This window comes from Desulfomonile tiedjei, from assembly GCA_016212925.1.
Lineage (GTDB): Bacteria > Desulfobacterota > Desulfomonilia > Desulfomonilales > Desulfomonilaceae > JACRDF01.
In genome coordinates this window covers 1-10,792 of sequence record JACRDF010000038.1, presented here as the reverse complement: position 1 = coordinate 10,792, position 10,792 = coordinate 1, and the positions used below count along the sequence as shown (strand labels likewise).

Here is a 10,792-nt window from a genome sequence, read left to right as displayed (position 1 = left end):
TGAATATGGTCAGAATGGAGAAGATAAAAAGCTTCCTGGCCCAGAGCCGCTCATCGGATGCCTTGTAGCCCGACCAGGCCAGATACAGCCAGGACAGGCCCAACACGGTCGCCACTGCAAAGGTGCTGTAACCGGTGTACCCCGCGAAGGTCAGCATCAGCGCGGCGGCCATAAAGGCCAAGATATACCCGACAATATGCTTTCTTGCCGCGGCAGTTCCCTGCTTGACCGGCAGAACCGGGATGGCCGCAGCAGTGTAATCATCAAGCCGAAAAACAGAGATGGCGTAGCAATGAGGCATCTGCCACAGGCTGAAGATCGACAACAATATCAATGCTCCCAGGTCGAAGCTACCGGTGACTGCGCAATATCCCGCAAGCGGCGGTGTGGCTCCAGCCAGACTGCCGATCAACGCGCTGTAAACGGAATTGCGCTTCATGTACAGGCTGTACACGCCCACATAAATCACAAGGCCGGCCAGCACGATGACAACGGCCAGCAAGTTTGTTGCCGCCCAGAGCAGTGCCATGCCCGCAATGCCTAAAATCGTTGCGTAGGATACGGCGATTTTCAATGACATGAGCCCTTTGGCAAGGGCACGGTTGCGTGTCCGGATCATTTTTCGATCTATTTCTCTATCGATACAGTTGTTGAAAACGCAACCGGAAGCGACAACCAGAGATATGCCGATGAGAGTCGCCGCGAGAGCAACGCCGTCAACCTGCCCTTTGGAGGCAAGAAAAAAGCCGGCTGCCGCGGAGATCAGGTTGCCGAGAACGATCCCCGGTTTGGCGACCATCAAATAGTTTTTGATCTTCTCAGGCATTGTCACACCGCAATGGTTCCCCTCCCGTCGTGATTCCGAGCTATTATCCTCGTCCCGGTGAACGCTTACCTCATACCAATATGCTTTCCAACAAGTAATCTTGCGTGACGGGCCGCATGTCTCCTCCACTGCGAACGGCAGACCTGACTTCGTTACGGAGGCATGCCGCCCGTCATACCTCAGGAACACAGATTGGTATCACATCATTCGATGATACAGGTTTAGCATGATCCAGATGGTCCCTCCGACGAAGAGAACCATGATCGCTAAAGTGAATATCAACGCGAACACGTTCCACCGCGCGGCTGATGAAGTGTCCAGATGCAGGAAGTAATACAAGTGCACCAGAATCTGCACGATGCCCGCAATGAAAATGCCGGCCAGGATCGCTGAGGAGGACCAGGTACCACTCATCACCAAAGCAAACGGAATCGCGGTCAGAATGAGGGAAAGAACGAAACCGGTAAGGTACGATTTGAGGCTTCCTCTGCTGGCGCCGGTGCTGTCGATATATGCTTGACTCATTTACATAACTCCCATCAGGTAGACGATACTGAATATGCCGATCCAGACGATATCCAGAAAATGCCAGAACATACTCAGGCGCATCAGCCGTGACTGAACAGGAGAGGTCAACCCTTTGACGGCCACCTGAACTATCATGACCGCCATCCAGATCAGCCCGAAAGTCACATGGGTGCCGTGAGTCCCTACCAGGGTGAAATAACTCGAAAGGAAGGCGCTGACGTCCGGTCCGTGGCCTGCGGCAATCAGGTTGTGGAACTCTTTGATTTCCATTAAGACAAATCCAAGCCCCAGCAGAAAGGTGACCACGAGTCCGTTCAGGACCCACTTCTTCATGCCTTTGTGCACAGCCAGCATGACCAGACCATAGGTTACGCTGCTGAACAGCAGGAGCAAGGTTTCACCCAAAACGTAAGGCAGTTCGAACAGTTCCTTCCCTGTCGGGCCTCCGGCATAGTTGCGGCCCAGGACGGCAAAGGTGGCGAAGAGCGTCGCAAATATGATGATGTCGCTCATAAGATAGAGCCAAAAACCCAATGCCTGCATCTCGACGGTATCGGGGTGTTCAGCTTCTTCGTTATGAGCGATGCCGATGGTCAAAGCGTCTGTTGTCATCATTCACATCTCCGGTACGGGTTTTGTGATGCTCTGTTCGTCTGCGGAAAGTCATTTCGCGACAGCGGCCATTTGTCGATAGCGTTCATTTTCGATCCGCTCGACCTCTGCGGCCGGGATGACGTAATGGATGTCATCATCCATCGAGCGGGCAATGACCGTGAAAAGCATACCCAGAGCGGCCAATATGGCCAGCCACCAGATGTACCAGATCATGGCGAAGCCGAACACGAAAGCTAATCCGCCGATGATAAAGCCATGCGGCGCGTTTTTCGGCATTTCGATGTCGTTATATCGATCCGGCCGCTGGTAGGCGATGCCTTTTTCCTTCATGTCCGTAAACGCGTCGATTTCATCCACAACAGGTATTTTCGGGAAGTTGTAGACCGCGGGAGGAGAAGATGTCATCCACTCCAAGGTCCGGCCGTCCCATGGATCGCCGGTCTGATCGCCGAGAGCACGGCGCTCCTTGAGGCTCACGATCAATTGAATTCCCTGAAAGAAGATGCCTAGGGCAATCACGGCCACACCCGATGCGGCGACCAGCAGAGGGAGATGCCAGGCCGGGGTGGCATAAAACGCCATTCGGCGGGGCATTCCCATGAACCCCAGCACATAGAGGGGCATAAAGGCGAGTAAAAAGCCGATCAGCCAACACCAGAACGCGCGTTTGCCCCAACTCTCCTTCAAACGAAACCCGACGGCCTTTGGAAACCAGTAGTAATAACCTGCAAGAAGGCCGAACAGCGCACCGGGGATAATCGTATTATGGAAATGAGCGATCACAAACAGGCTGTTGTGGATCACGTAATTAGCGGATGGTATCGACAACAGTACGCCTGAAGTCCCGCCGACAACGAAGGTCACGATGGCCCCCAGGGTCCAGTACATCGGCGTAGTAAATCTTATGCGGCCGCGATACATGGTGAAAAGCCAGTTAAAGGTCTTTACCCCGGTAGGAATGGCGATCAGCATGGTCGCAATCCCGAAAAAGAGGTTGACGTTCGGGCTGGCGCCCATGGTGAAAAAATGATGCATCCAGACCGAAAAGGACAGAATCGTTATTGCCGCAGTTGCCCAGACCATGGATGTATAGCCGAACAGTCGTTTTCCGGAGAAAGTGGCGGTGACCTCCGAAAAGATACCGAAAGCCGGCAGGATCAGGATGTAAACCTCAGGATGCCCCCAGGTCCAGAACAGGTTCACATACATCATCAGGTTGCCGCCGAGCGTGTTAGTGAAAAAATGCATACCCAGGTAGCGATCGAGCGTCAGCATGGCTAGAGCGGCCGTCAGGACCGGAAATGCCCAAACCACGAGCACCATGGTGCAAAAAGTAGTCCAAACAAACAGCGGCATCCGCATGGCCGTCATGCCCGGGGCACGCATTTTTATGATGGTGACGATGAAATTTATACCGGTCAAAGTCGAGCCGATACCCGCGATCTGGAAAGCCCATATCCAATAGTCCACCCCTACGTCGGGGCTGTACTCAATTCCGGTCAGCGGGGTATATCCCGACCATCCGGCTTTGGAAAACTCACCCACACCCAAAGATACCATGATCAGCAATGCCCCGGCTGTGGTCAGCCAGAGACTGAGCGAATTCAAAAAGGGAAAGGCCACATCGCGTGCACCGATTTGCTGCGGCACCACGATATTTACCAACCCGGCCAGGAACGGCATGGCCATGAAGATGATCATGATGGAGCCGTGGGCGCTGAATATCTGATTGAAGTGGTCGGGGGACAGAAAGCCGAGGGAGCCGCCCGTGGCAACGGCCTGCTGAGCCCGCATCAAAATGGCATCGGAAAACCCGCGCAGCAACATGACCAATGCGAGGATAATGTACATGATGCCGATCTTTTTATGGTCGAGGCTGGTCAGCCATTCCTTGTAAAGGTAAGTCCACTTTCTGTAGTAAGTGATCAAGCCCATGATCATCAAGGCCAGGACAACCGAACCAACTACCGCGGTTATCGTGACCGGTTCGTGATACGGAATCGCTGAAAGGCTTAGCTTTCCAAACATATCAATTTTCCTCTGAAACGCGGGTCCTTGCGTGGGTGGAAACAGAGCCTCCGCTCATATGACCGGGATGTTTGCCCCAAGCCGGATCGTATTTGCGCAGGATATACTCGAACAGATCGGGCTTGACTGAAGAGAAATAGGTCACGGGGTGGTAGCCGTCGCTCGGCTTTGCGAGCTTCTCATATCGTTCCAGATCCAGCTTTTCCGGGGATTGTCCGATCTTTTGCACCCACGATTCAAACTCTTCACGGGAAACCGCATTCGCTTTAAAATGCATGTCCGCGTAACCGCGGCCGGTGAATTGCTGATTGTGACCGGCATAAGCGCCTGGTGTATCAGCCAGGAGATGCAATCGGGTTTGCATGCCTGCCATGGCGTAAATCTGGCTGCCCAGTTGCGGGATGAAGAAGGAAGCCATTACGGTGTCAGAGGTGATTTTGAAGCTGACCGGAACATTGACTGGAAAAGTGATTTGATTGACGGTCGCGATATTGTGATCCGGGTAGATGAAGAGCCATTTCCAATCCAGGCATACGGCTTCGATGTTGATGGGCTTGTCGGCCGATGGGATGGGCCTGTACGGATCCAGAGAATGGGTGGTGTTCCAGGCCAGAATCGCAAGAACCGTGACAATGGCAACGGGGACCGCCCACATGAAGAACTCGATTTTACCGGAATGACTCCATTTAGGCATATAATTCGATTCGGTATTGGAAGCTCTGTACTTTAGGGGAAACCACAACGCCATGATGAAAACGGGAATGACGACGATCAGCATGAGCACGATGGCCGCAATGATGACGAAGCGCTCCGCCTCGCCAATCGGTCCTTTGGGGTCCAACACTAGTATCGTGCTGCAACCTCCGAGGACAGTTACGGCACATAGGGATAATATGCCGACAAAAATGCAATATTTGCTTCTCTTCATTTGTCCCCCGGCGTCCCAACGGTCTATAATCTTTAAGTAAACAGGTCTTAATTTGAGCAATAACTTCGAGTATTCACGGGCCTGTGGCCTCATTGGGGCGTACGCATATTATTACGCTCCAGCGTCTCAATTACCAGTTTTAGACGACCGAGCATCTAAAAAGTTTCCCGTGGCCTCCGGACTGAGCAAACCCCGACGCGACATGAACATGCCACCTCCGGCCGTCATATGGAGAATCATCGACCAGGAGCCTTTCCATGCGATTGACAACGTATCGTTTAACCGCGGCTTAACTGAAATTTTGGGGACTCGAAAAAAAACCGCGGAGCCTGGCAAAGATACCTGTGGGCAAGATTCTGAACATCTTCCGAACATACCGGCTATATGCTGAAAACGATCAACGGGCCAGTTATTTAATTTAGTGGCGGGAGCGACGAGACTCGAACTCGCGACCTCCGGCGTGACAGGCCGATTTGAAACTACTATCATTCGAGTTCTTGCACGATAACCCCAGTGATTTCCCCCCGTTTTGATCCAGATTCATCCGAATAAGATCTGATTGATCCTGAAAAATAGTAACTGACACCTTCCATTCTCTACCCTGTTTCGGCAGTAGAGGGGGTATTTTCCATACCCAATATTGTACCTTGTTTTCAGTATTGACACACCGTTCAATACGGTGCGACGATTAAACAAACCCTGAAGGCCAGGCTCGGCTGTGGGGAGTGGAATGGCGGACCGACAAATCAGTGCCGTGAAGGCACTCAAAGATATTCGCGCGGGCATGAGTGACCCTGCGCTGATGGAGAAGTACAAGATTTCTCCGGTGGGTCTCCAAAGTCTTTACGAGGAACTGGCATCCCTTGGATTGCTGAGCACAAGAGATTGCCAAGAATCTGCCTCTCAAAAAATAAAGGTAAACGTAAAAGATTTCTTAAAGGATTTCAGGAAAGGCCTGACCGATGGCGACTTGACGGAGGTCTACGGGCTTTCTCGGGCGGCTCTTCACTTGCTCTACAATAGACTATTGGAACTCAAAGCTATCGTGCCAGAGGAACTATTGGGTAGCGAATTCTTCTTGGCCGAGGCGGTTGCACGCGGAAATCGCCGAGACCTGGAGAGATATTGCCTCGATTTCGAGCTGGTCGTTGTGGAAGCCGGTGATCCCACGCTAAAAGGGACCGTCAAGGACATTTCAGAAACAGGAATTCGGTTGGCAGGAATCAAGGCTTTTCCGGGAGACATCTTGACGCTCGTTGTGCATCCGGACTCTTTTCTGGAGGTGAATTCCTTCAGATTCAGGGCAGAGTGCAGGTGGTCAGACACGCTCGGTGGGGTTTATGTGACAGGCCTGAGAATTATTGAACTCTCGGAGGCGGACTGCAAAGAGATCAGGAAACTGATTCCTCTACTTGAGCTGTGTTGTTGAAGCAACGTGCCGACTTGCAGGTGGATGCAATTCGTAGGATTTTCGGGTTACTATCGGTGTTAAGTACATCGTTTCTCCACCGCCGGTCAGAGAGTCGGGTCATATATGATGCTCCAAATATAGCCTATCAACGATAGGCTTTGAAGAGGACGGGCCTTAACATATGGCGGCCGGTTTTCTCCGCATTTGTGTTGAAGCATTTTCTCAAGACGTTCAGTCTGGAATGGTAGATCGTCAACTCATGAACAAGTACGGCATAGATTCCGCTGGGGATCTTTATCGGGTTTTTAAGAGGCTCATCATGATGGGCGTCATAGACCTGAACCAAATAAGATATCGCTTGCCAGAAGGATGGCGAGCGAAGTTGAAGAGGTATGATCCCCCGGCACTCGGCAAGGGGGAATCCTCGCGAAAGTACGTGCGTCAAAGGCCCAGGAAGAAATTGTTTGGCAAAATTGAGATTTATGAGGCAGGAACTTGCGGTGAAGGCTACCAAATCCTAGATGTATCCGAGGCGGGCCTATTGATAGCCGGCATAAAAACGTGGGAGGGCGACGTAAAGGAACTCACCATCCCAGCGATAAACTTCGACGATGTTCAGCCCATATCTTTCTCGGCGGAATGCAGATGGTTAAACACGTTGAGAGCTGGTTTCCGAATTATTCGGATTACTCCAGGTAATCTGGCTGAATTGAAAAAGTTCATGCACGTTTTTACATTCGAGGGATTATGAACCCGCACCTTTCACCTGACCTGTCCCTTGGCCCGAAATCGCTTAGCCGTATCCACGTAAGGGAGGAGAGGAAAGTCGTGTTTGACCGAGGGACGGGGGTTGGGTACGCCCAGGAATCGCATGAACTTAGCTTATACAATAGCGCGACTATGATTTGGCTTCTCTCGGTTTTAGGGCAAACCATACGGCAACCTTTTTGGGGCCTTTGACCGAGACTTGCTGTCACTGCGGCGGCTCCATGATCGAGATCAAAAGCATAATCATGTTTTCCATCCGAGATCCTGCAACGCTATTAGCGTGGTGTGGCACATGTGGTCGTTCCGCGCGTCTCAGCCAGGATTTTCCTGTTGCCTGGTACGAGAGGATCATCAGAAAAATGTGATTTCCATGAGGGCTAGCAGCCCTAGGGTGGGGTTTTTTCGAGGACCGCATCCCTGAGATTGGGCAGATCTGTTGTTGAGGTCCTGGGGAATACGTAAGTGCAAGTGAATCTGGCAAAGCGTGTTATCGATGCCGCGGCAGCTCTTAAGGACATACGGTCGGGGATGAGCGATACTTCTCTGATGAAAAGGTACAACCTTTCGCCCGGGGGGTTAGAAAGCCTCTTCAGCCAATTAGTAGCACTAGGTGCGATAAGGCAGATCGATGCAAGAGAACTGTTGAGAAACATCAGGTCCGGAATGACCAACAAGGACCTCATGCAGAAATACGGGTTGTCCAGAAACGGGCTCAAGAGGATCTTTGAAGAAATGACGCAGGCGGGGATTGCCTTCTTTAGGGACAGAAGTGGATTTCGTGAGAAAAAGAGAGTCAATGTTCGGGCAATTACCGAAGATATCCTGGAGGGAATGACAGAATCACAAATCATGGAAAAGTATGGCCTCTCATCTCGCGGACTTCAGAGCACCTTTTGGAAACTCGCGCACTCTGGCATTCTGACATGGGACGAGCTTCTGGGTATCTATCCGAACTTGGACGATTCAATCACTCTTCGCGGCATCCGCGACGCAATGAGAAGCTACCCAATCCTAACTATTGAGGTCTTTGAAGAGAACAATCCCCAAAATGCCGGGCAGATTATAGACGTCTCGAATAGGGGATTCGGGGCAAGAGGGCTCCTTGCCAGAGTGGAGGAGGTCAAGACCCTGATGCTTGTTCCTTCTGAGATCATGGACATCAACCCGATAAGGGTTCAGGCAGTATGTAGGTGGTTCAGGCCTAATCAGAGTGAAGGGGGCTTATCGGCGGGATTTGAAATTGCCGATATAGACCAGAATGGTGCAGCCGCTCTGGACGAATTGCTGGAAATAATGACTCTGACCTTCGAATGACCCTGAAGGGCTATTAGATGCTTAGGCCTTTTGGTGGGAAGCGGCTTTGATGTAGGCTTCTTGAGTGAAGCGCTGGGGGGACAATGGCCAAAGTAAAGATCAGGGTAAGTGCCAGCGAAGTGGCTCGGGATCTTAGGACCGGAATGAATGACTTCGAACTGATGGAGAAGCACCGCTTGGCCCCGGAGTTGCTCCGGTACGTCTTCCGGAGACTGGTCGAAGTTGGACTGATGACGGAACTTGAGTTCTATGAACGAACCAGTTTGTCTGAAAGCGCCATCTTCAGGGCTTTTACAGGAGAATCACGTGCGTGCCTGAAATGTCATCGATGCGGCCGGACCTTAACCGAGGAGGAGGTCTGCGGCTTCTGCACAGCGATCAGCGGTGAATGATTTGAAAAAGGCGTCACCCAATAAAAGGCCCTCTGTCAAGGGAAAAAACATCCCTATGGCAAGGAAAGGATCGTTTCCTTGCTGAGGGTACAGCCGAAAAAGGGGTCACGTCTTCTACTGGCTCATGTGATCTTGAATAAAGGGATGACATTGCTTGTCAATCAAGACATCTAAAGAAAAGGGGTCACGTCTGCTCTTGGCTCATGTTGAGGTGTCATGCGGCTTCCATGCCTCAGGGGTGAGCCGGAAGATGGCTTGGGCCCACTTTCGGAGTGCTCCACAAGTGGCATGCTTTGCCTGGATGGAAGATTCCTTGACATAGCTTCGTCCTGTCGCGTAGGCTATGTGCCCATCGCCTGAAAGGCTGCAACAGCCTTTTTTCTTAAACCACCGCAAGACCTTATATCTACCTTGCCAGGCGTCTCTCCGGAGAAACCCTTGCCACCATAGGGAAAGCTTTTGATCCGGGCAACTACAGTAGCGTGAGCAGCGTGGTTTCTCGAGTGGAGAAGGAGATCCGGGCAGACAAAAGGCTGAAAAGACGCGTGGCCGCCATCGAACGACAGCTCCACTGACCCATTTCCTACACATGAGCCAAGACCGGACCGGACCCCCATCGGAGCAGACCCGAAGAGTGGTGCCAACGATCATTCTTCGAGGAACGCCCACTGATGCGTCTCTGACATCCGCTTGTCAAGTTCGAACTGTTCAACAACTCCCGACGCGACCAATTTCCTGAATAGGCTCCGAAGTCCCTTTGCGGAAACTCCGTATCGTTTCATGAGAGATGAATCGTCCATTCCAGACCTGATGCATTCGGCAGCATCCTTTGCGCTGACAGCCGGCTTTTCTCTATTACTTTCAGGAAATTTGGTCTGCTCAAGATCTACCACGACCGAGCCGGGAGACAGGGAACTTCTGCGATCGACGTCCGACTGCTTGAACAGTCCAGTGGCTACCAACTGGTCCATGAGACTGTTGAGTGCTTTGGCAGAGAGATTGAGTTCCCCCATTAGTGCGGCCTCGTCCATGCCGGAATTGATCAGATCGAGGACCTTTCTTGCCGAAATCTTAACGGGGGGATGCCTTTGCGTTGTCGCCCGCGCGGCCAAAGGCTTGTCGGGGGCACCCTCTAGTACAAGGCGTGTGAGCCTTCGGCGTTCCATGGCATTCGCGACATTGATCAAGATCTCGTTCCTTTCAAAAGGCTTGATGACATAACCGTACGCTCCGAGTTCTACAGCAAGCACGCCCGTGTCCTTGTCATCTATCGCGGTGACCATAAGCACCGCCACTTCCGGATATAACGACTTCGTGATTTGCAGAAGATCGATGCCGGACATTCCGGGCATCATGACGTCTGCCAAGACGAGATTGAACGAGTTCGATTCAAGTGCCTTTAGCGCCTCTTCTCCACTGAAGACCACTCGACAGTCGTACCCTTCAGGGGTCAAGTAACGCCTAAGTAGATCGCCGATGTACGGCTCATCATCTACGATAAGAACCTTTATCCGCCGGTCTTCCATCACAGCCCCCCAGGCCCGCACGCTCTCCCACTCGTCTCAGGAACGAATGTAGCCCGACCGTGATCGGGATCATGCTAATTCGAGGTTGGGTTCTTCGGTACCTAGTCAGCGGGTTGTCCCTCCGGCGTCGTGAAGGGATCATCCGGCCTCCCGCGGGACTTCGCAGAGCGAAAACCTCGGGACTCTGCCGACAGAGGTATTTACTCACAAGTCTAAGTTTACCTCACTACCGACTGATCCTCCAAGGCTTTTTCACTGCATGGATGTTCCTGCTGAAAAGGAAAAAGGGGTCAAGTCCGCTCTTGGCCAATGTCTAGGCTCATCCGACAAGTGCGTACTTTGTCAGATGTAGTGCATAGATTTTGAGGACGAAGAATTCACGGTCACGGAATCCATAAGCTTGTCTTTGCAGTGTTTTGATTTTGTTGTTGGTTGCCTCCAATGGGCCTGTGGATA

At 52.0% G+C, this 10,792-nt stretch carries 12 protein-coding genes; 5 read left to right on the top strand and 7 right to left on the bottom strand.

The features are described from left to right. The 5 genes from cyoE to cyoA all read right to left on the bottom strand — a co-directional run. A partial coding sequence (cyoE, locus tag HY913_15755) for a protoheme IX farnesyltransferase (protein MBI4964734.1) occupies nt 1–826 on the bottom strand: 826 nt, incomplete at its 3' end. 198 nt (nt 827–1,024) lie between these two features. Next, nucleotides 1,025–1,351: a cytochrome o ubiquinol oxidase subunit IV gene (gene cyoD, locus HY913_15750; GenBank protein ID MBI4964733.1), complete on the bottom strand. Its 327-nt coding sequence runs from the start codon at nt 1,349–1,351 to the stop codon at nt 1,025–1,027. Further along, nucleotides 1,352–1,966, bottom strand: coding sequence for a cytochrome o ubiquinol oxidase subunit III (cyoC, locus tag HY913_15745; GenBank protein MBI4964732.1), 615 nt, complete (start codon nt 1,964–1,966; stop codon nt 1,352–1,354). A gap of 51 nt (nt 1,967–2,017) precedes the next feature. Then, the gene (cyoB, locus tag HY913_15740) at nt 2,018–3,997 is read right to left on the bottom strand and encodes a cytochrome o ubiquinol oxidase subunit I (GenBank protein MBI4964731.1); all 1,980 of its coding nucleotides are present in this window, start codon (nt 3,995–3,997) and stop codon (nt 2,018–2,020) included. 1 nt (nt 3,998) lies between these two features. Then, the gene (cyoA, locus tag HY913_15735; GenBank protein ID MBI4964730.1) at nt 3,999–4,925 is read right to left on the bottom strand and encodes a ubiquinol oxidase subunit II; all 927 of its coding nucleotides are present in this window, start codon (nt 4,923–4,925) and stop codon (nt 3,999–4,001) included. Between the two features lie 730 nt (nt 4,926–5,655). Between cyoA and HY913_15730 the strand changes: the two genes are divergently transcribed. The 5 genes from HY913_15730 to HY913_15710 all read left to right on the top strand — a co-directional run bounded on the left by HY913_15730 (nt 5,656) and on the right by HY913_15710 (nt 8,810). Then, nucleotides 5,656–6,354: a PilZ domain-containing protein gene (locus HY913_15730; GenBank protein ID MBI4964729.1), complete on the top strand. Its 699-nt coding sequence runs from the start codon at nt 5,656–5,658 to the stop codon at nt 6,352–6,354. 241 nt (nt 6,355–6,595) lie between these two features. Further along, nucleotides 6,596–7,087 carry a PilZ domain-containing protein gene (locus HY913_15725; GenBank protein MBI4964728.1) on the top strand — a complete coding sequence of 164 codons (492 nt, stop codon included), beginning with the start codon at nt 6,596–6,598 and terminating at the stop codon, nt 7,085–7,087. Between the two features lie 238 nt (nt 7,088–7,325). Then, a complete protein-coding gene (locus HY913_15720; GenBank protein MBI4964727.1) occupies nt 7,326–7,469 on the top strand; it encodes a hypothetical protein in 144 nt (47 codons plus the stop codon). A 181-nt stretch (nt 7,470–7,650) separates the two neighbouring features. Then, nucleotides 7,651–8,418, top strand: a complete 768-nt coding sequence (locus HY913_15715) for a hypothetical protein (protein MBI4964726.1) — start codon at nt 7,651–7,653, stop codon at nt 8,416–8,418. An 83-nt stretch (nt 8,419–8,501) separates the two neighbouring features. Continuing rightward, nucleotides 8,502–8,810 (top strand): hypothetical protein, encoded by a 309-nt coding sequence (locus tag HY913_15710; protein MBI4964725.1) that lies wholly within the window; start codon nt 8,502–8,504, stop codon nt 8,808–8,810. A gap of 647 nt (nt 8,811–9,457) precedes the next feature. On the opposite strand, the gene HY913_15705 is transcribed toward HY913_15710, so the two are convergent. Together HY913_15705 and HY913_15700 are read right to left on the bottom strand one after the other, a co-directional pair. Beyond that, the gene (locus tag HY913_15705; protein ID MBI4964724.1) at nt 9,458–10,336 is read right to left on the bottom strand and encodes a response regulator; all 879 of its coding nucleotides are present in this window, start codon (nt 10,334–10,336) and stop codon (nt 9,458–9,460) included. Nucleotides 10,337–10,655: 319 nt separating this feature from the next. Next, a partial coding sequence (locus HY913_15700; protein MBI4964723.1) for a transposase occupies nt 10,656–10,792 on the bottom strand: 137 nt, incomplete at its 5' end.